The organism is Pseudomonas sp. MWU16-30317 (assembly GCF_020515695.1).
Taxonomy (GTDB): Bacteria; Pseudomonadota; Gammaproteobacteria; order Pseudomonadales; family Pseudomonadaceae; genus Aquipseudomonas.
The window spans coordinates 444,327-464,724 of sequence record NZ_JAIWJA010000004.1; the positions used below are offsets into that span (position 1 = coordinate 444,327).

Below are 20,398 nucleotides of genomic sequence, written 5' to 3' on the forward strand. Positions count from 1 at the left end.
CATGAAAGAGCTGGAACTGCAGATGGCCAGCGCCACCAGCGAGCTGCAGCTGCTCGGGGAGAAGACCCTCGAAGCCCGCACGGTGCTGGCGGCACTGCAACGCACCCTGGTCGAGACCCAGGACCGCATCAGCGACCGACAGAACATCGCACAGTTGCTCGAAGCCAACGAGCAACTGGTCATCGCCATTCTTTCGGCACAGTCCGAGGTGGCCGACGCCCCCGTCATCCCCGGCCCTGCACAGGCGCCGCAGCTACGCGAAGCCAATGAGCAGCTGACCATCGCGGCACTCAGCGCGCAAAACCTTCAAGGGCTGGCCGAACGCGCCCTGGCCCAGGAGCGCAAGATCCTCGCCATCGTTGCTCACGAGCTGCGCAACCCGCTGACCCCGATCAGCCTGATCGCCGGGCGCATCGCCAAGGTGTCGAGCACCGAACTGCCCCGCTTGCAGGCGCTGCTGGAAGGCCAGGTGAGCTACATGGCGCGCCTGGTGGACGACCTGCTGGATGTATCGCGGGCCACCACCGGCAAGCTGCGCCTGCAACTGCAACCGCTGGATATCGTGCCCTTGGTCAGGACGGTGATCGACAGCTGCCTGCCGGTGATCGAGCAGCGGCAGTTGGCATTTTCCAGCGACTTGCCCGACCACCCCTTGCGAATCAACGGCGATACGGTACGGCTGACTCAAGTCGTCACCAACATCATCACCAACGCGGCCAAATACACCCCCCGCGGTGGCGCGGTACAGCTGTCGATGCACGCTGAAGACGGTGTGGTGATGCTGAGCATCGCCGACAACGGCATTGGCATCTCCCCCGAGGCGCTCTCGGAGATATTCGAGCCCTTTGTCCAGGACACCCAGGCGGTGGGGTTCAATGGCGCGGGCCTGGGGATAGGGCTGACGGTGGTGCGTGAACTGGTAGAGGCCCACGGCGGCGCGGTGGTCGCGCTCAGCGACGGGCCGAACCAGGGCAGCACGTTTATCGTGACGTTGCCACTGCTGGGTTGAGTCGGTGCGGCAGCCCTGAGCGGGTCAAGACGCCGTCATCCGCTCCAGACTATTGCTCAAATGCAGCCACATCGCCGCCCGCGCCGCGTCCGGATCCTGGCGGCGAATGGCCTTGAGAATAGCCTCGTGCTCCTGATTGGCCTGGCGACCGAACGGGGTCAGGTCGGTGGCGCCCCGCTCCTGCGCATTGATGCGGGTGCGCGGAATTACCGAGCTGCCGAGATGATGGATGATGTCGGTGAAGTACACGTTGCCGGTCGCCTCGGCGATCAGTCGATGGAAACGCACATCGGCCTCGACGCTGCTGTCGTTGTTGGCCAACGAGTTCTGATAATCATCCAGTGCCTGGCGCATCTGCAGCAGTTGCGCTTCGCTGCGGCGTACGGCCGCCAGGGCCGCGGCTTGAGTCTCCAGGCCCAGGCGCAGTTCGAGGATGCCGCGCACGCTGAGCTCGGTATCGCGGGTCAGGTGCAAGCCCTGGCGCTCGTCGCGTGCCAATACGAAGGTGCCGATACCGTGTCGGGTTTCCACCAGCCCTGAGGCCTGCAGTTGGGAAATCGCCTCGCGCACTACGGTGCGGCTGACGCCATGCTCACGCACCAGGGTCGATTCGGAAGGCATCTTTTCGCCGGGAGCGATCTGGCCGAGGCGGATGCGCTGGATCAGCCCGGCCACGATTTCGTGTGCCAGGCCGGGGGAACGCTTGCGATCGGGAGCTTGGGGTTCGTCTTGCATGGCGGGGTCCGTCATCTTCAGTGGGCGGATATTAGCACCTGTGGCCTGGCGGTTCAGCGGCGCTGCGGCGGGCCCCTTCGCGAGCACGCTTTGCTTCTACAGGGTGCGCAGTTCCGGCAGCGAAAGGGCCAATAAAGAGACTCTCTAGCTCGTCAGACAACTAAAGATCAAAACAAATATCACCCAATGGTTATTGCATAAAATCAGAATTAACTCGTATGATGTCCGTCATCTGGGCGCCACTGGCTGGCCATGACGTCCTGACTCAGCCAGCGGCTAGATCCGCCAGCGCCTGCAGCCCCCATAAAAATAATCAGCGGGAGTTCCGACTGTGCATGACTCAACCAACGCCCCTACTGCGTCCGCGGGCAACCCCGTGCTGGCGCGGGCCATCTCCAAGGTCAAGCGGCATGTCCTGCCGCTGTTCGTCATCATGTTCATCGTCAACTACCTCGACCGCGTCAATATCGGCTTCGTGCGCACGCACATGGAGCACGATCTGGGCATCGGCGCCGCGGCCTACGGCTTTGGCGCCGGGTTGTTCTTCATCGGCTATGCGCTGTTTGAAGTACCCTCCAACATGCTGCTACAGAAGGTCGGCGCACGTATCTGGCTGACCCGCATCATGTTCACCTGGGGCATCACCGCAACGCTGATGGCCTTCATCCAGAACGAAACCCACTTCTACATCCTGCGCTTTCTGCTGGGCGTGGCCGAAGCCGGGTTCTTCCCAGGGGTGATCTACTACTTCACCCGTTGGTTGCCAGGCGTCGAGCGCGGCAAGGCGATCGCCATCTTCCTCAGCGGTTCGGCACTGGCTTCGCTGATCAGCGGCCCGCTGTCCGGCGTGCTGTTGCAAATTACCGGGCTGGGCCTGCATGGCTGGCAGTGGATGTACATCATCGAAGGCCTGGCCTCGGTGGCGCTGTGCGTGTTCGTGTGGTTCTGGCTCGACTCCAAACCCCATGATGCCAAGTGGCTGAGCGCTGAGGAAAAGGATGCTCTGGTGGGTGAAATCGACCGCGAACAGCGCGAGCGCGATGCTGCCACCATCGTCAGACCGACCATCGGCATGCTCCTCAAGGACCGCCAGATCATGCTGTTCTGCGCGCTGTACTTCTGCATTCAGCTGACCATCTACGCCGCCACCTTCTGGCTGCCCAGCATCATCAAGAAAATGGGCGACCTCAGCGACATTCAGGTGGGCTTCTACAACTCCATCCCCTGGCTGATCTCGATCGTGGCGATGTACGCCTTCGCTTCGCTGTCGGGCAAGTTCAAGTTCCAGCAGGCCTGGGTCGCCTCGGCGCTGCTGATCGCGGCGCTGGGCATGTTCCTGTCGACCACCGGCGGGCCGATCTTCGCCTTTATCGCCATCTGCTTCGCGGCGATTGGTTTCAAGTCGGCCTCGTCGCTGTTCTGGCCGATCCCCCAGGGCTACCTGGATGCGCGCATCGCTGCAGCAGTGATTGCCCTGATCAACTCGATCGGCAACCTCGGCGGCTTCGTGGCACCCGCCACCTTCGGCTTCCTCGAGCAATCCACCGGCTCGATTCAAGGCGGCCTCTATGGCCTGGCCGGGACCTCGGTGATCGCCGCGATCCTGGTGTTCTTCGCCCGCACGCTCCCCAAACCGGGCGCGGCCATCTCCCCTACAACACCGACCCCCGCCGCTTCGGCGCTGGGCAAGTCGCACTGACCCCCTGCGAGAGGAATCGAAATAATGAATTCGGAACTCAAACACCACGCCAGCAAAGCACCTGTCGTCACCAGCCTGGAAGTCATCCCGGTAGCCGGCCACGACAGCATGTTGATGAACCTCAGCGGCGCCCACGGGCCGTTCTTCACCCGCAACATCGTGATCCTCAAGGACAGCGCCGGTCACACCGGCGTCGGCGAAGTCCCCGGCGGCGAGCGCATCCGCGAGACCCTCGAAGACGCCCGCAGCCTGGTGGTCGGCCAGCCCATCGGCCAGTACCAGCGCATCCTCAACCAGATGCGCAGCACCTTCGCCGCCCGCGATTCGGCCGGCCGCGGTCTGCAGACCTTCGACCTGCGCATCACCATTCACGCCGTCACTGCGATGGAAGCCGCCCTGCTCGACCTGCTCGGCCAGTTCCTCGAAGTACCGGTTGCCGCGCTGCTCGGCGAAGGCCAGCAGCGCGATGCAGTGAAGATGCTCGGCTACCTGTTCTACATCGGCGACCGCAACGCCACCAACCTGGCTTACCGCAACGAAGCCGACGCCAGCGACGACTGGTTCCGCCTGCGTCACGAAAAAGCCATGACGCCCGAAGCCGTGGTGCGTCTGGCCGAGGCCGCCAAAGCTAAATACGGCTTCAACGACTTCAAACTCAAAGGCGGCGTGCTGCGCGGCGCCGAGGAAATCGAAGCGGTCACCGCCCTGGCCGAGCGCTTCCCGGATGCGCGCATCACCCTCGACCCCAACGGCGCCTGGTCCCTCAAAGAAGCCATCAGCCTGTGCCGCGACCAACATCACGTGCTGGCCTATGCCGAAGACCCGTGCGGCGCCGAAAACGGCTACTCGGGCCGTGAAGTCATGGCCGAATTCCGCCGCGCCACCGGCCTGCCGACCGCCACCAACATGATCGCCACCGACTGGCGCGAAATGGGCCACGCCATCCAGCTGCAATCGGTGGATATCCCGCTGGCCGACCCACACTTCTGGACCATGCAGGGCTCGGTACGGGTCGCACAGATGTGCCACGAATGGGGCCTGACCTGGGGCTCGCACTCCAACAACCACTTCGACATTTCGCTGGCAATGTTCACCCAGGTGGCCGCCGCCGCACCGGGCGAGATCACCGCAATCGACACCCACTGGATCTGGCAGGACGGCCAGCGCCTGACCAAGGCCCCGCTGCAGATTGTCGACGGCCTGGTCAAGGTGCCGGCCAAGCCCGGCCTGGGCGTGGACATCGACATGGATGCCGTGGCCAAGGCTCACGAGTTGTACAAGGGCATGGGCCTGGGCGCGCGGGATGACAGCGTGGCCATGCAGTTCCTGATTCCGGGCTGGCGCTTCGATAACAAGGCGCCCTGCCTGGTGCGTTGACTTGATCGACGATGGCCACGGTAGCTGCCGCGGCCATTATCCAACAACTTCACGCGTTCAGCGACAGCGGTGATTTCCACCAGGGCACCGTAATGAAGCTGGCCGCAAGTGAACCGCAGCGACCAGCAGCGCCCGGCGATACGTTGCCCGCCGGTCTAGGCGCAGGACTGCGCCAGCAGTTGCCCGCCTTCCAGCAGCCCGGCGCCGGGAATACTGCCCAGCAACTGGCGCGTGTAGGCATGTGCCGGCTGCTCGAACAACTGCTGGCAGGGCCCCTGCTCCACCACCTTGCCAGCGCGCATCACCACCACCTGATCGGACAACCGCCGCACGGTCGCCAAATCATGGGAAATGAACAGATAGCTGAGGCCCAGACGCTGTTGCAGTTCGTCCAGCAAGGCAACGATCTGCGCCTGCACCAAGGCATCCAGTGCCGACAGGGGCTCATCGAGCACGATCAGCTCCGGCTCCAGCGCCAGGGCGCGGGCAATCGCTACACGCTGGCGCTGGCCGCCGGACAGCTGCGCCGGGCGAGTATCGAGTAGCTGCGTCGGCAGGTGGACCTGTTCGAGCAGGCTGGCGGCACGCGCCCGTTGCGTGGCGCGATCACCGATACCGAACGCGTGCAGCGGCTCGCTGATGATCTGCGCCAGAGTGAGGCGCGGATTCAACGAGGCATAGGGGTTCTGATACACCACCTGAATGCGTCGGCGCAGGGCTTGCCATTGCCGCCGGTTGAAGGTGGTCACCTCCTCGCCGGCAAAATGCACCTGGCCGTGGTCCGCACGTTCGAGCCCCAGCAGCAGCCTGGCGGTGGTCGACTTGCCCGATCCGGACTGCCCCACCAGGCTGGTGGTACTGCCCTTGGCGATGGTGAACGAGACGTCGTCGACAGCTGCGGGTTGCGGGTTGAACCAGCTCGAGAACGACTTGACCAGCCCGCTCGCCCGCAGGATCACCGGGGCGTCATGGCGCACGCTTTGCCGGGCCACCAGCACCTGGCGGGCGGGGGCGGCTTCCAGCAACGCGCGGGTATAGACCTGCCGCGGCGCGGTGAACACCTGCCTGGCCGGCCCGGCCTCGACGACGCGACCACCCTGCATCACGATCAGATGATCAGCGCGCTCCAGCGCCACGCCCAGGTCATGGGTGATCAGCACCACCGCGCTGTTGCGCTCGCGGGCCAGCTGTTGCAGGCAATCGAGCACCTGGCGCTGCACCTCGGCATCCAGGGCGCTGGTGGGTTCGTCGGCGATGATCAGCGGCGGATCGTTGGCCACGGCCATGGCGATCAGCACGCGCTGGCGCATGCCGCCCGACAGCTGATGCGGATAGCGCCGCTGCAAACGATGCGCCTGCGCCAGGCCGACACGCGTGAGTAGCTCGACGCAGCGCTCGCGGGCCAGGCGACGGGGTACACCGTGCACGGTCATGGCTTCGATCAGTTGCTCGCCGATGCGCTTGACCGGGTCCAGCGACTGGCCCGGGTCCTGGGGCACGAAACCTACGGTGCGCCCGCGCAGGGTTTTCCAGAGTGCCTCGCTGGCGTCGGTCAGGTCATGGCCCGCCATGATCAGCCGCCCGCCCGTCAGCCGTGCGTTGTCTGCAAGCAAACCGATCAGCGCCGAGGCAGTGGTGGATTTGCCCGAGCCGGACGCACCGACGATGGCCAGCACCTCGCCTGCCGCCACCGTGAAACTGACCTCACTGATGCCGGGCACAGGGCCGGCGTGAGTGTGGTAATCGATGCTCAAGTCCTGGACCTGCAAAACGTTGTCGGCACTCATGGTCTTACCTCGTTGTACTGTTGCAGGGCGCGCCCCAACTGGTTGGCAGCCACCACCGTGCAGGCCACGACCAGCCCGGGCAGGCTGGTGTACCACCAAGCCGCGAGCAGATAGTTGCGCCCCTCCGACACCAGCAAACCCCATTCCGGTTGCGGCGGCGGCGCGCCGAAGCCGAGGAAACTCAGGGCCGACACCGCCAGTACCGCGCTACCGAATTCCAGTGCCGCCAAGGCCAGCACCGGCCCGGTGGCGTGGGGCAGGATGTGCCGGGCAATCACCGTCCAGGGCCCGACGCCGCAGGCATGCGCTGCCTCGACGAAGGTGCTGGCCTGCCAACGCATGACCTCGCCGCGCACCAGCCGGGCAAACGTGGCCACCGACGACAACCCCACCGCCAAGGCGATATTGACCGTGCCGAAGCCCAGCACGGTAATCACCGCCATGGCCAGCAATAGGGTCGGGATGGCCATCAACACTTCGACGATGCGCATCAGCAAGCCATCGACCCAACCGCCGAAGAATCCGGCCAGCACGCCCAGGACGATGCCGCACAGCAACGCGATCAACACCGCCAGCAGGGTCGCGCGCAGCGACAGCCCGGCACCGTGCACAGTGCGGCTGTACAGGTCGCGGCCCAGTTGATCGGTGCCGAACCAATGCGCGGCGCCGGGGGCCTGCAAGGCATGGGCCGGCACGCCCAACAGAGGGTCCTGCTGGGCGAACAGATCCGGCCACAGTGCCCAGCCGATCGCCAGCGCCAGCACGATCAAGCCCAATGGCAACAGCGGCCGACGCCGCCACAGGTTCATCGGGCACCGCCCAGGCGCGGATCAAGCAAGGGATACAAGGCGTCGACCAACAGGTTGACGCTGACGAAAATCAGCGCTGCCAGTAACACCACGCCCTGCACCATGGGAATGTCCTGAACGCTGACGGCGGCCTGGGCGAGACGCCCAATGCCCTCGCGGGAAAACACCGTCTCGGTGACCACCGAGCCGGCCAGCAGATTGCCGACGATCACCCCCGACAGACTCAGCACCGGTACCAGCGCGTTGTGCAGGCTATGGCGCAGCACCACCTGAATTCGTCCAAGGCCCTTGGCGCGTAGCACATCGATGAAGGGTTGACGGCCCACCGCCGCCAAAGACCGCGCCAGCACTTGAGCGATGACGGCCGAGGTCGGGATCGCCAGCGTCAGCGCGGGCAACACCAAAGAGGCCCAACCGCGATTGCCCATGGCCGGAAACCAGTGCCAGCCGAACGACAACCACTGCAACAGCAGCAGCCCCAGCCAGAACGTCGGCAGCGAAACCGCAACCGCCGGCAAGCCCAGCAACGCATCGCGCAACCAGCGCCAGCGACTCAACGTGGCCGCCAGTGCCAGGCTGACACCGGCCAGCAGCGACAAACCCAGCGCCACGATGCTCAGCGCCGCAGTGGCCGGCAAGGCTTGCCACAACGCCGGCACCACTGGCTGGCCAGTCTGTATCGAACGGCCCAGGTCGAGCTGCAGCGCCCGGCCCAGGGCGATGGTGTATTGCGTGGCCAAGGGCTGGTCCAGATGATATTCGGCACGCAGTGCCGCCACCTGCTGCGCGTCCACCGCATTCTGTTCGCCGCTCTGGTTGAGCATGATGCTCACCGGGTCGCTGGGCAGCGCGTAGAGGATCAGGAACGACAAAGTGAAGGCCGCCCACAGCACCAGCGCGGCCTGGCCCACGCGTGCCAGCGCGCGCACCAGCAGCGCACCGATGGGAATGCGCGCGCGGGTCAAGGTCAGGGCCTGGCTCATGGTTGCACCCAGGTGTCATAGAACTGCAAGCGTGACGATGCTTCGTAATGCAGGCCGTGTACCTTGGGCCCGTGAGCGATCACCGTCGCCAGCTCGATCAGTGCCAGGGCGTGCCCGCCCTCGATCAACTGCTGGCTGGCATCATCGATCAATGCCTGGCGCTGTTTGGCGTCCAGGGTCGCCGCCGATTGGGCGAGGCGCTCGTCCACCGGGCCAGGCTCGCGTTTGCTGACGTTATAGCCGGGGGCCTGGAACACCGTGCGCAACACATCGGGGTCGGCACGCGTGAGGTTGAGAAACCGAGCGCCATAGTCGCCGCTCGCCTGAATGGCGGTGACCTGGCTGATGGTGGTCTTGTTGAGCTGGAGCTCCACACCCACTTCGCGAAACTGTTGCTGGACCAGCTCCAGAATCGGCACGGTCTGCCAGTACGTCAGTTTGAACGACAGGCGCTGGCCGTTCTTCTGCCGGATACCGTCGGCGCCGGGCAGCCAGCCGGCTTGCTCGAGCAAGTTCCGCGCGGCGCCGGGGTCGGCCTTGAGCAACGGTGACAAGTCACGGTAATACGGCGTGCTGCTGGCCAGCAGCGCCGTGGCCGGGCGTTGATAGCGCGAGATGATCGGCTGGAAATCCGCACGATTGATGGCCTTGTTCAGCGCCTGGCGCACCCGGCCATCGGTGAACAGCGGCGAGGTTTCGTTAAGCACCAGCACATACACCACCCCCGGATTGGCCCGTGTCAGGAGCTTGAGGCCCTGCTGCTCGATACTGCCTTCATCCTGCGGCGATACCGCCGTGTTGACGTCGATCTGCCCGGACGCGAGGCTGCCCAGGCGCACACCGGACTCGGCGATGATAGTGAACTCCAGGTTATCCAGCCAGGCGCGGCCTGGGTGAGAGGCCAGGCTCGACGGCCAGGCGTAGTCCTTGCGCGCCTGCAGCGACACCGCCTGGTTGTGCACGAAAGCCTTCAAGGTGAACGGCCCGGAGCCGATCAATTGGCCCTGGCAACGATCGGCCGGCGCCAGCGCCACGGTGCTCGGCGCCAGCAGCCCCAGGCTCATGGTCGAAGTCGCTTGCAGGAACTGCGCGTTGGATTGTTTGAAGCGCACCACCACGGTATGGGGGTCTGGCGTCTGGATCTGCTCCAGGCCGGCCAGGTAGGTACCGCCCAGTATGGAACGCGCGCCAAGGGCGACGATGCCTTCAAGGTTGGCCTTGACCGCCTCGGCATTCAGCGGGCTGCCGTCGCTGAAGGTCACCCCGTCGCGCAGATGAAAAGTGAATTGACGAGAGTCATCGGAGATTTCCCAGCGCTCCGCCAGCCACGGCACAATGGTGCCGGTTTTCGGGTCCTGATCCGTGAGGGAATCGACCAGTTGCCGGCCGACGTTCAACGCCGTGTTGTTGCCCGCCTGCTGGGGGTCGACACACTGCGGGTCACCGTCCAGCGCGACACGCAGCGTGCCGCCGACCTGGGGCGCGACATTTGCCACCTTGGCCGGGGCATCGGCTTGCGGCCCGCAGGCGGCCAGCAACACGACCATGGCACTGGCGAGCGCCACCACGGGTAAAAATACACGCTGGCTCATACCGACACCCCACGGGCCGCAGCGCGCCGGCCGGCATGCCGATTGGGGATGCGCGGCAAACCGAGGTTTTCCCGCAGGGTGGTGCCCTGATACTCGCGCCGGAACACCCCGCGGCGCTGCAACTCCGGTACCACCTGTTCGGCGAAATCGCTGATGCCCTGTTGCAGGCCGGAGAACATCACATTGAAACCGTCCGCAGCACCGGCCTCGAACCACGCCTGGAAGTCATCGGCGATACTCTGCGGGGTGCCGATCAGGATCCGATGCCCGCCCGCCGTGAGCTTGTTGAACAGCTGGCGCACGGTGGGCCGTTCGCGACGGATCAGGTCGAACACCAGTTTCTGCCGGCTCTTGTGGGTGTTGGTGTCGAACTGCTCGGGCGGCAGCGGAACCACCGAATCGAAGGGCAACTGCGACAGATCGAAGCCCAGGCTGGCGAAGCGCGAAATCGAGCGCAAGAACGCTTTGGGTTCGAGCAGCGCCTGCAACTGTTCGTATTTGTCTTCGGCCTCGGCCTGGGTACGGCCGACCACGGTGGACACCCCAGGCAGGACCTTCAAGTGCTCGGGATCGCGCCCCAGCGCGGCGGCGCGTTGCTTGATCTCCTGATAGAACGCCACGCCCTGCTCGATGGTGTGCTGCGCAGTGAAGATCAGCTCCCCGGCCCGCGCCGCCAGTGCCCTGCCCGAATCCGAAGAGCCGGCTTGGGCGATCACCGGGTAACCCTGCGCCGAGCGCGAAGCATTGAGTGGTCCACGGACCTGGAAGTGCTTGCCGTGATGGTCGAGCACGTGCAGTTTGTCGGTGTCTGCCCAGCGTCCGCTGGCCTTGTCCTGCACGAAGGCGTCGTCTTCCCAGCTGTCCCAGAGACCGGTCACCACGTCGTAGAACTCTTCGGCGCGCTCGTAACGGTCGGCGTGCAGCACATGGGCGTCGCGGTTGAAGTTTTCGCCGCCGCCCAGCGACGTAACCAGGTTCCAACCGACCCGACCGCCACTCAGGTGATCGATCGAGGCCAGCTTGCGGGCGATGTTGTACGGCTCGTTGTAGGTGGTGCTCGCCGTGGCGATCAGGCCGATATGGCGGGTGGTCAGCGCCAGTGCCGGGAGCAGCACCAGCGGGTCCCAGCGCACGCTGTTGGGGCCGTTGGCGATCAGCTCCAGGTCGGGCTCGATGTTGACCGTGTCATTGAAAAACAAGGCGTGAAAGCGGGCTTTTTCGAGGGTGTCGGCCAACTGGCGAAAATGCTCGAAGTCCTGAAAAGCGTTCGGCTGGGCGGAAGGATGGCGCCAGCTCGAACCGGTGATACCGGCGCTGGGGATGAACGCGCCGAGGATGATCTGCTTGTGCGAGGTACTCATGGCCAATCCTTGTCAGAAGTTGTAGCTCAGGCGCGTGTACCAGAAGCCGCCGTAGGGGTCGAAAGGCGAAATACTGCCAAAGCGCGGGAAGCCGTTGATGTCGCCCGCCGGGTAGCCGTTGTTGTCGGCGCGCACGTCGAACAGGTTGTTGGCGCCCACCGCCACCTCAAAGTCGTGGGTCACGGCGTAGGCGACTTCCAGATCGGTCAGCCACTTAGCGCCGTAGGTCACGTCGTAGTCGGGGTTGGCGTCGCGGGCGGTGACCTTGTCGTAACGGGTGAGTGCGGCGTTGACGGTGAAGCGGTCGATCTTCCAGTTGCTGCTGAAAATCAACTTGGTCTTGGGGTTGGCGACGGTCAGGTAGCCCTGGGCAACCCGGTCGAACAACTGCAGGTTGCTGCCGGCCGCAGTGAGCGCCGCAGGGGTCGACTTGATGTCGTCCAGCTGGGTCTTGTTGTAGTTGAAGGCCACGCCATATTTGACCGCCCCATAGGCGCCGTAATCGACGCGATAGTCGGTGACCAGGTCGATGCCGCGGGTGGTGGTGTCGGCGGCGTTGGTGAAGTACTTGATCTGGTAGCCCGGCTTGAAGCCATTGGCGACCAGCACCTGATTGACCCCGGCGCCAGAAAGAAAGCCGGTCTGGGCGATGCGATCCTTGATCTCGATCTGGTAGGCGTCCAGGGTCACACTGGCGGCTGGCAGGGGCTGCCAGGTGAAGCCCAGGCTGAGGTTGCGGGATTTCTCCGGTTTCAACGACTCGGCACCGAGCGCTTGCGCCAAGGGCGAATCGACCCGCACCGATTTGGCCTCGACGAACTGCGCCACGCCATTGACCAAGGTGTACTGGTTGGAGGTTTGCGCATATACCGACTGCGACAGCGATGGGGCGCGAAAGCCGTTGCTCAGGGTACCGCGCAGGGCGAAAGTCGAGGTCAGGTCGTAGCGCAGCGATAGCTTGCCGCTGGCGGTGTTGCCCGAGTCGTCATCGTAATGCTCGAAACGCCCGGCCACGCCGACGTAGAACTTCTCGGTGGGGTTCAGGCCCAGGTCCACATAGCTGGCGTAGCTGTTGCGGCTGGCCTGGCCGGCGTCTTCCGGGGTCAGGGTAATCGCGCCCTGGGCGCCTACGGCAGCGGGCCTGCCGGCCAGGGGGCCGCTGGGGTAGATATAGCCGCCGTTGAGGTAGGCCAACGCATCATCGGATTCGGTCTTGTAGCGCTCATGGCGTTGCTCCAGGCCGGCAGACAGTTGCAGGGGCTTGCTCAGGCCGACCTCGAAAGCGCGGGTAATATCGAGGTTGTTGGTCCACTGATCGAAGGTGCTGGTATAGGTGTCGAAGTGAGTCGGGCTGCTGGGCCCCAGCGAGGCGTTGAGGGTTTCGTCGGCGCCGGAGTGGCCGACGTCGCGGCCGAAGGTCGAGCTCAGGTCCCAGTGCCATTCGCCGGCCAGCCCCTTGGCCCCTGCCGCGGCCTGGTAGTCGTCTTCGTCCAGGGTGTAGAACGGCGCCGTGCCGTCCGGGTAGATCGCCGGAATGATATTGGTGGAGTTGGGCCGGCGGTAGTTCTGCCCGCCCTTGGCTTCGCGGTGGCTGTAGGTCGAGAACGAGTACAGGCTGACGTCATCCTGCAGCGGCAGTTCGGCGTTATAGCCGACCTTGATGTCCTTGATTTTCGGCAGGCCGTTTTTCTGCACGTCGTGGTCGACCGTGGCCTCACGCGGGTCGGGCGAGCCGTCGGCCTGGGGGTAGTAGAACGCCCCGGTGGCGGCGCGCGAGCGGGTGGCGGTCTGCTGCGACTTGGCATCCAGCGACAGGTTGAAGAAGCCATCGTTGGGCAGCGCGAAGCCGTTGTTGAGCGTCTGGCGAAGGGTGCCGCCATCGCCCTTGTAGTATTCGCCATACGAGGTGCTGGCCGTGCCGCCGTGATCGTTCTGCTTGAGGATGATGTTGATCACCCCGGCGATGGCGTCCGAGCCGTATTGCGCCGAGGCACCGTCGCGCAGCACTTCGATGTGATCGATGGCGCTCACCGGGATCATGTCCAGATCCACCGGATTGGTGCCGTAGGCGGCGGTGGAGTCGAGGTTGATCACCGCACTGTTGTGGCGGCGCTTGCCGTTGACCAGCACCAGCACGTTGGAGCCGTTGAGGCCGCGCAGGCTATAGGGCCGCGCGATGCTGTCGTTGGACGATCCGGACGGGCGCTGCTGGAACGACGGCAAGGCTTTCGACAGCGCAGCGCGCAGGCTGCCACCACCGGCCTGCTGCAGCTGCGCACCACTGATGACGTCGATGGGCGCGGGGCTGCTGGTGACGGTGCGCGCTTCGCTGCCGCGCGAACCGGTGACGATAACGGTGCCGAGGGTGTCGTCGGTGTCGGTGCTGTCGGCAAAGGCCGGTTGCAGGGCGAAGCCGGCCAGCAGCAAGGGGGCAAGACGCAGCGAGACAGCATTGGCGATCAGCTTCATGTCGATTCAACCATTCAAAAGGGAAGAGAAATCGTTGCGCCACAGTGGGCGGACATCCACCGGGCGGGGCAGCAAGCCGCTGTTGAAAAATGTATCGGCGACCTGCTGCTGGGTGTTCACGGCGGTGTCGTTGAAGGCCACCAGGCGCCCTGGTCGGCTGCGCCGTTCGGCCTGTTGCAGGTACAGCGCCTGATCGATCCCAGTCAGTGCCTGGCTACGCGCAGCCCAGGCTTGCGGGTGCTGTTGCACCCAGTCCCAGGTGGCCCGTTCGCGCAGCAGAAAGTCGCCGATGCGTGCCCTTCGTCCCGCGTCATCGAGCGCCTGGGCCGTGGTCGCGATCAGGTAATTGCTCGAGCCATAGCGACGGGTGTCGGGCAGCAAGCGTCCCTCCATGCCGGACTCGGCCTGCAAGGCACTGATACCGCCCACCACCACAGCATCTATGTGGCCGCTGCGAAACGCCGTGAGGGCGTCCTGCATGGGCATCGGCACCGGGGTGATGTCTTGCAGCGTCAGGCTGTTTTTCTGTAGCAGGTCGAGCAGGAAGAAATGATTGTTGGTGGCCCGCACGTAGCTGATGCTCTTGCCCTTGAGGTCGGCCACCTGGTGGATGGCGGACTGACGCTTGACCACCACGGCGGTGTCGTTGGCGTCCCCCTCGAACGAGGCGATCAGCGCCAGCGGCGAGCCTGCCGCCTGAGCGAACACCGGCGGTATCTCGCTCATGTAGGCGTAGTCGAGGTCGCCGCTGCGCAAGGCTTCGAGCACGATGTTGCCTCCGGCCGTGTCGACCCACTGTACCGGGTAAGGCGTCTGGTCCTGGCCGGCGAGGTCGAGAAACGACGCGGCCAGGCCCTTGTAGCGCCACACCCGCAGCGGGGGTTCGGCGGCCTGCAACGCCGGGGCGCCTAGCCAGCCGCCCGCGCACAGGGTGGCACCGACGCCGAGCAAGCGGCGTCGTGAGAAGTGCTGCATGGCGTGTCCTCAGTCCAGGAGGTCGGGTTCTTCGACGCGGATGCGGTCCCACAGCGGCAAGAAATTCAGCCAGCCAAAAAACTCGTGGCGCGCCTTGTTGCTCTCTGCTGGCGGATGGTCCAATGCCGGAATCACCGGCGCGCCCGCTGCGTGGGCCAGCAGATGGGCGCGGGCGGTGTCATCGGCAATGATGAAACGCCAGGCGGCGCTTTCCACCGACTCGCCGACCGTCCACAGGCCATGGTTCTGCCAGATCAACAGGCTGTTGTCGGCGAAGTGTTCGACGAAGGCCCGGCTGACCGTGTCGCGGTCTTGCTCAAGCCCGCCTTCGGCATTGCGCAGTTGATGACGAGGGAACAGCACCTGGTCGTTGTGGAAGGCCGCGGACTCCGCCGTGATGGGGTCGAACAGGCGCCCCAGCGACGACCACACCCGCCCATGAAAACCATGCAGATGGGCGATGCCGACGACCTCGGGCCGTGCGCGCTGCAGATCGTAGTGCAACTCCAGAGCGCTGGTGTTGAGCACGCCGTCACCCTCCACCACCTGCCCGTGACCATTGACCCGCAGCAGGTGCGACACGGATATCTGCGAGAACGGCACGCCCAGCGGATTGATCCAGTAGTGGTCCGGCTCCAGCGGATCGCGGGCGGTAAAGTGGCCGGCCACGCCAACTTCGAAACCGTAGCGGGCGAACAGCCGATAGGACGCCGCCAGCCGCTCCTTGCGGTGCTGGCGCTCTTGCAGGGGATCGCTATGACGAGGAATGCTGTGCAGGGTCAGACGATGGTTGTCGGACGGCAGCGTGTAGATGCTCTGGGGGAAACGGTGGCTCATGAACAGGCCCTCACAGATAGAAGGGGGATGGTTATCCTCCTCCGTGTGGGGGTCGGGGTGCCTGGCTTTGTAATAAGCCGGACACGACAATATTTGTATAAAAACGCCGTGTAAAATTCTTTTAATGCATAAGCTGATAATTAACAGATCTGATTATAAACCGTGCAAATGATGTGTAGATTGCATCTTCTCCCTTCGAGGTCGAATGGTAGCGTTACCAGCATAAAACCTGCGCTGCCGTGCTTTCGATAACGGTCGCTTATCCCGAATACCGCAAGAGGACCTGTGCTTTTAAACGTCATATCCGGCTATAAGGTTATGCATAAAGGGTATTTAGAAGTAATCCTTTAGAACCATATGCTTGGAATCGCCACTCCTTTATAGCGCTGAGTCCCTATGTCCTAGCGATTGTACAGAGCGGTGCGGATCGACAGGGTGCTGCACAGTCGACGATGAACTTTCGCAGGGAACGCGCTTCACTATTTGTCTTGGAGCCTCCCTCATGAATGCCCGCAAAGTTTTATCGCTGCCCGCTGTATTCGGATCAGCCTTGCTGTTGAGCGCTCTGTGCTCGTTCCCCGCACTGGCAGGGCTGCTGGAAAAGGGTCGGGCCGACGGCCTCACCGCCGGTATCGCCAACGAGCAGCCCTATGCCTACATCGGCACCGACGGCAAGGCCACCGGCGCCAACGTCGAGATATTGAAAGCCGTGCTGGCGCCGCTGGGCATCAACAAGATTGAAACGCCGATCACCGACTTCGGCTCACTGGTCCCTGGGCTTGCGGCCGGACGCTTCGATTTGATCGGCGCCGGGCTGTTCATTAATCCGTCGCGCTGCAAGGTCATCGGTTACTCCAACCCGGTCACCCGCTCCGGCGGTGCGTTTATCGTCAAGGCCGGCAATCCGCTGAAGCTGCACAGCCTCAAGGACGTCGCCGCCAACGGCAAAGCGCGACTGGCCACCCAGCCTGGCAGCAATCAGGTACAGGAAGCCAAGGACAGCGGTATCGCCAGCGCCAATGTGGTGCTGTTCGACAAGGACACCGAGGCCCTGGCCGCCCTGCAAGCCGACCGCGTCGACGTGGTGTACTTTCCGGACGCCGAGATCATCAGCCTGGTGAAAAAGGCCAACAGCCCGACCATCGAGCGGGCGCTGCCGTATGAACAGATCCCCGACGCCCAAGGCAAACCGACCTGGAATTACCACGCCTACGGCCTGCCGAAAAACGACCCTGCATTCACCGCTGCCTTCAACGAGCAACTGGCCAAGCTGCGCGCTTCGGGCGAGCTGCTGAAGATCCTGCAGAAATACGGCTACACCGAGAACGAACTGCCGGACACCAGCGTGACCGCCGAGCAGCGCTGCAGCCTCTGACGCGGCAGTGACCTCGGATGCACAACGAGACCTCTCGATGCCTGCCCTGTACACGCCAAGCCGGGATGAAACCGGCTTTTCAGGCGAATGAATGCTGACCTTCACCCACCCAACACTGGCGGGCCTGGAGCTGATGTGATGGTTTTTGATCCTGCTGTTCTAGACACTGCCGGCTTCATTGCCCGGCAGTTGGCGTCGGGCGCGCTGTTGACCCTGAAAATCACCTTGTTGGCGCAGATCGTCGTGGTGGTGATGTCGTTCATCATTGCCCTGATGCGCCTGTCGCCCTGGCGAGCGCTCCGGTGGCTGGCCACGGTGTACGTCGAAATCCTGCGCGGTATTTCGGCGTTGGTATTGCTGTTTTATCTGTTCTTCATTCTTCCGCTATTCGGTATCAGGCTGTCGCCGATGACCACCGGGGTCATCGGCCTGGGCCTGACCTTCTCGGCCTATGGTTCGGAAATCGTGCGCTCGGCACTGGCTAACGTCAGCCGTGGCCAGCGCGACGCGGTGCGCGCCCTGGACTTCGATTCATTCACGGCGCTGCGGCGGATCATCCTGCCCCAGGCCCTGCCCTTCATGTTGCCGCCCATGGGCAATCAACTGGTCGAGCTGCTGAAGACCACCTCGCTGGTGTCGCTGATCAGCCTGAGCGACCTGACCTTTTCCGGCGCGCAGTTGATTACCACGCTGGGCCAGCAAACCTTGATCTGGTGCATCGTGCTGGTCTGTTATTTCCTCATGGCCTGGCCATTGAGCTGGCTGGTGCGCCGCTATGAGCGGCACATGACCGCCTGGCGTCAGGAGTCGCCGCCATGAATTTCGATTACGCCTTTGCCTGGTCGATCCTGCCGGATTTGCTTCAGGGTTTGCTCGTCACCCTGCAAGTCGTGGTGCTGGGATTTTTGCTGGCCGTGGTGGTGGGGCTGGTGCTGGCGATCGTTCAGCGCTCGAAAGGCGTATGGCTGCAGCGACTGAGCGGCGGCTATCTGAGCTTCTTTCGCCACACGCCCTTGATGGTGCAGCTGTACGTGCTGTTTTTCGCGTTTCCGTTGATCGGTATCACCCTGCCGCCGATCTCCACGGGGGTGATCGGGCTGGGCCTCTATTACGGCGCGTATATCGCCGAAGCCTACCGCGGCGCCATCGAAGGGGTGCCCGCCGGGCAGTGGGAAGCGGCGCGGGCCCTGGATTTTGACACGGCCACGACCTGGCAGCGGATCATCCTGCCCCAGGCACTGAAACCGATGCTGCCCATCCTCGGCAATTACCTGATCGGCATGTTCAAGGAAACGCCCCTGCTGGCGGTCATCACCATCCCCGAGCTGTTCCAGGCAACCAAGCAGATCGCCGGCATGACCTATCGCTACAACGAGCCCTACACGGTCATGGCGTTGATGTTCCTGGCGATCAGCCTGCCCACTTCCCTGCTGTTCAAATTTCTCGAAAGGCGCCGTCATGTCTGATCTCGCACACGGCCTCCCTGGGGCACCGGCACAGATCCTGTTGAAGCAGGTGGTCAAGGACTTTGGCAAGACTCGGGTCATCGATCACCTCGACCTGAGCATTCCCCAGGGCCAGAAGGTCGCCCTGATCGGCCCCAGCGGCTCCGGCAAGTCCACGGTGCTGCGCCTGATCAAGGGCCTGGAAACCTATCAGCAAGGCAGCATCGAAGTAGCCGGTGCCGCAGTGCCCGCCGTGCGTTCAGGCTGGCGCTGGCCGTGGTCGGCCAGAGCCCCGGTGGTGCATCGGGTCGGCATGGTGTTTCAGCAGTTCAACCTGTTCCCGCACCTGACCGTGGAGGAAAACATCACAGAAGCACCCCTGCGGGTGTTGAAACTCAGCCAGGAAGAGGCGCAGCAGCGCGCCCATGAATACCTCGGCTTGGTAGGCCTGCAGCACAAGGCGGCGGCCTACCCCGGCCAGTTGTCCGGCGGTCAGCAGCAGCGTGTCGCTATTGCGCGCGCGCTGGCCATGCGTCCGCAAGTGATGTTGTTCGACGAGGTGACCTCCGCGCTGGACCCGGAGCTGGTGGGCGAAGTGCTGGCCGTGATCCGTGCCATCGCCCACGCACAAAACACCACGCTGTTGCTGGTCACCCATGAGATGAAGTTCGCCGAGGAAATCGCCGACCGGGTGCTGTTCATGGAAGGCGGCAGAATCCTGGCCGACGGCAGCGCCCGCGAGATTCTGGTCGAGCCCGCAGACGAAAGGACCCAGCGCTTCTTGAACCGTGTCGAGCAACGCTGACTGCCCAGCCGTACGGCACTGCGGCCTGGGCAGCGATCGCGTATCATCGCCGTTTGCCCACGCTGCGGATTTCATCATGACAAGCCAGTCACTCCCCTCTTCCACACGCCCCTGGACATTCTGGTGCAAGCCGGCGCTATTCGTGCTGGTGGCCGTGATCGGCCTGTACTACGTGAAGTGGTCGCCGTATTACCTCAAGTCGTTCGTCGCGGCCGACAGCCACAGCATCGGTGGCTCGATCATCAACGATCACCCAGATTCGCCGCTGAGCGCCGCCCTCGCCTACGCCAAGGTGTATTTTCTGGCCATCTGGAAAGCCGCCGTGCTGGCGGTGATCCTCGGGTCGCTGGTGCAGGTGCTGATCCCCCGGGACTGGCTCCTGCGGGCGTTCGGCAAGGCTGGCTTCGGCTCGACGCTGCGCGGTGGCCTGTTCGCCCTGCCGGGCATGATGTGCAGTTGCTGCGCAGCGCCGGTGGCGGCCGGGCTGCGCCGGCAGAACGTATCGGTGGGCGCGGCCCTGGCGTTCTGGATCGCCAATCCGGTGCTCAACCCGGCCACGCTGATTTTCATGGGCTTCGTGCTCGGCTGGCAGTTCACTGCCTTGCGCCTGGTGGCCGGTGTGGCGTTGGTGCTGGGCGTAGCGTTGTTTGCGCAGCGCATCTCGCGACCAGAGGCCTTGCCGGATGCGGCGGTGGAGGCGGTTGAAGTGGCCAGCAATGTCGACACCGGCAGCCTGCTGACGCGCTGGATGCGCACACTGTGGCAGCTGTTCTGGACCACCATCCCGATTTACGTGGTGGCGGTGCTGATTCTCGGCGCGGCGCGCGTCTGGCTGTTCCCCCACGTGGATGGCGCCATGGGCAACGGCTGGCTGTGGCTGGTGCCGCTGGCGATCGTCGGCACGCTGTTCGTGATTCCCACGGCGGCGGAAATCCCCATCGTGCAGACCCTCATGGGCCTAGGCCTGGGGACTGCACCCGCCGTGGCACTGTTGATGACGCTGCCCAGTGTCAGCCTGCCGTCGCTGTTGATGCTGCGTAAATCCTTCGACCGCCAGGTGCTGGTGGCCGTGGCGTTGCTGACCATGCTGGTGGGCATCGTCAGCGGCGCCGTCGGCGCGCTGTTGCTCTGACTTTCGGG

General features: G+C 64.1%; 17 protein-coding genes. 8 read left to right on the forward strand and 9 right to left on the reverse strand.

The features are described 5' to 3' along the window. Nucleotide 1: 1 nt before the first annotated feature. A complete protein-coding gene (locus LIX93_RS14845) occupies nt 2-1,009 on the forward strand; it encodes a HAMP domain-containing sensor histidine kinase (protein ID WP_226504811.1) in 1,008 nt (335 codons plus the stop codon). A gap of 24 nt (nt 1,010-1,033) precedes the next feature. On the opposite strand, the gene LIX93_RS14850 is transcribed toward LIX93_RS14845, so the two are convergent. Further along, complete coding sequence (locus LIX93_RS14850; RefSeq protein WP_226504812.1) at nt 1,034-1,744, reverse strand: FadR/GntR family transcriptional regulator; 711 nt, start codon at nt 1,742-1,744, stop codon at nt 1,034-1,036. Nucleotides 1,745-2,075: 331 nt separating this feature from the next. On the opposite strand from LIX93_RS14850, the gene LIX93_RS14855 reads away from it, so the two are divergent. Beyond that, entirely contained in the window at nt 2,076-3,443 is a 1,368-nt protein-coding gene (locus LIX93_RS14855) for an MFS transporter (RefSeq protein ID WP_226504813.1), read from the forward strand. A gap of 24 nt (nt 3,444-3,467) precedes the next feature. After that, on the forward strand, nt 3,468-4,820 hold the full coding sequence (gene gudD / locus LIX93_RS14860) for a glucarate dehydratase (RefSeq protein WP_226504814.1): 1,353 nt from the start codon (nt 3,468-3,470) through the stop codon (nt 4,818-4,820). A gap of 155 nt (nt 4,821-4,975) precedes the next feature. On the opposite strand, the gene LIX93_RS14865 is transcribed toward gudD, so the two are convergent. Genes LIX93_RS14865 through LIX93_RS14900 form a run of 8 tightly spaced genes read right to left on the reverse strand, consistent with a single transcriptional unit; the run spans nt 4,976 to nt 15,633 of the window. Further along, complete coding sequence (locus LIX93_RS14865; RefSeq protein WP_226504815.1) at nt 4,976-6,607, reverse strand: ABC transporter ATP-binding protein; 1,632 nt, start codon at nt 6,605-6,607, stop codon at nt 4,976-4,978. Further along, the gene (locus LIX93_RS14870) at nt 6,604-7,416 is read right to left on the reverse strand and encodes an ABC transporter permease (RefSeq protein WP_226504816.1); all 813 of its coding nucleotides are present in this window, start codon (nt 7,414-7,416) and stop codon (nt 6,604-6,606) included. Before LIX93_RS14870 ends, LIX93_RS14865 begins: the two co-directional genes overlap by 4 nt. Then, a complete protein-coding gene (locus tag LIX93_RS14875) occupies nt 7,413-8,399 on the reverse strand; it encodes an ABC transporter permease (protein WP_226504817.1) in 987 nt (328 codons plus the stop codon). Before LIX93_RS14875 ends, LIX93_RS14870 begins: the two co-directional genes overlap by 4 nt. After that, nucleotides 8,396-9,991 carry an ABC transporter substrate-binding protein gene (locus LIX93_RS14880; RefSeq protein WP_226504818.1) on the reverse strand — a complete coding sequence of 532 codons (1,596 nt, stop codon included), beginning with the start codon at nt 9,989-9,991 and terminating at the stop codon, nt 8,396-8,398. Before LIX93_RS14880 ends, LIX93_RS14875 begins: the two co-directional genes overlap by 4 nt. Further along, the gene (locus LIX93_RS14885) at nt 9,988-11,352 is read right to left on the reverse strand and encodes an LLM class flavin-dependent oxidoreductase (RefSeq protein WP_226504819.1); all 1,365 of its coding nucleotides are present in this window, start codon (nt 11,350-11,352) and stop codon (nt 9,988-9,990) included. The genes LIX93_RS14880 and LIX93_RS14885 overlap by 4 nt, the downstream gene beginning before the upstream one ends. A gap of 12 nt (nt 11,353-11,364) precedes the next feature. Next, a complete protein-coding gene (locus LIX93_RS14890; RefSeq protein ID WP_226504820.1) occupies nt 11,365-13,821 on the reverse strand; it encodes a TonB-dependent receptor in 2,457 nt (818 codons plus the stop codon). Nucleotides 13,822-13,827: 6 nt separating this feature from the next. Beyond that, nucleotides 13,828-14,796 carry an ABC transporter substrate-binding protein gene (locus tag LIX93_RS14895; RefSeq protein ID WP_226504821.1) on the reverse strand — a complete coding sequence of 323 codons (969 nt, stop codon included), beginning with the start codon at nt 14,794-14,796 and terminating at the stop codon, nt 13,828-13,830. A gap of 9 nt (nt 14,797-14,805) precedes the next feature. Next, nucleotides 14,806-15,633, reverse strand: a complete 828-nt coding sequence (locus LIX93_RS14900; protein WP_226504822.1) for a class II aldolase/adducin family protein — start codon at nt 15,631-15,633, stop codon at nt 14,806-14,808. 502 nt (nt 15,634-16,135) lie between these two features. On the opposite strand from LIX93_RS14900, the gene ehuB reads away from it, so the two are divergent. The 5 genes from ehuB (at nt 16,136) to LIX93_RS14925 (ending at nt 20,390) form a co-directional block, all read left to right on the forward strand. Continuing rightward, nucleotides 16,136-17,008 (forward strand): ectoine/hydroxyectoine ABC transporter substrate-binding protein EhuB, encoded by an 873-nt coding sequence (ehuB, locus tag LIX93_RS14905; RefSeq protein ID WP_226504823.1) that lies wholly within the window; start codon nt 16,136-16,138, stop codon nt 17,006-17,008. Between the two features lie 138 nt (nt 17,009-17,146). Beyond that, nucleotides 17,147-17,827 carry an ectoine/hydroxyectoine ABC transporter permease subunit EhuC gene (gene ehuC, locus LIX93_RS14910; protein ID WP_226504824.1) on the forward strand — a complete coding sequence of 227 codons (681 nt, stop codon included), beginning with the start codon at nt 17,147-17,149 and terminating at the stop codon, nt 17,825-17,827. Continuing rightward, nucleotides 17,824-18,474 carry an ectoine/hydroxyectoine ABC transporter permease subunit EhuD gene (ehuD, locus tag LIX93_RS14915; RefSeq protein ID WP_226504825.1) on the forward strand — a complete coding sequence of 217 codons (651 nt, stop codon included), beginning with the start codon at nt 17,824-17,826 and terminating at the stop codon, nt 18,472-18,474. The genes ehuC and ehuD overlap by 4 nt, the downstream gene beginning before the upstream one ends. Next, entirely contained in the window at nt 18,467-19,258 is a 792-nt protein-coding gene (locus LIX93_RS14920; RefSeq protein ID WP_226504826.1) for an amino acid ABC transporter ATP-binding protein, read from the forward strand. The genes ehuD and LIX93_RS14920 overlap by 8 nt, the downstream gene beginning before the upstream one ends. A 76-nt stretch (nt 19,259-19,334) precedes the next feature. Continuing rightward, nucleotides 19,335-20,390 (forward strand): permease, encoded by a 1,056-nt coding sequence (locus LIX93_RS14925; RefSeq protein ID WP_226504827.1) that lies wholly within the window; start codon nt 19,335-19,337, stop codon nt 20,388-20,390. The last annotated feature ends 8 nt before the right edge of the window (nt 20,391-20,398 follow it).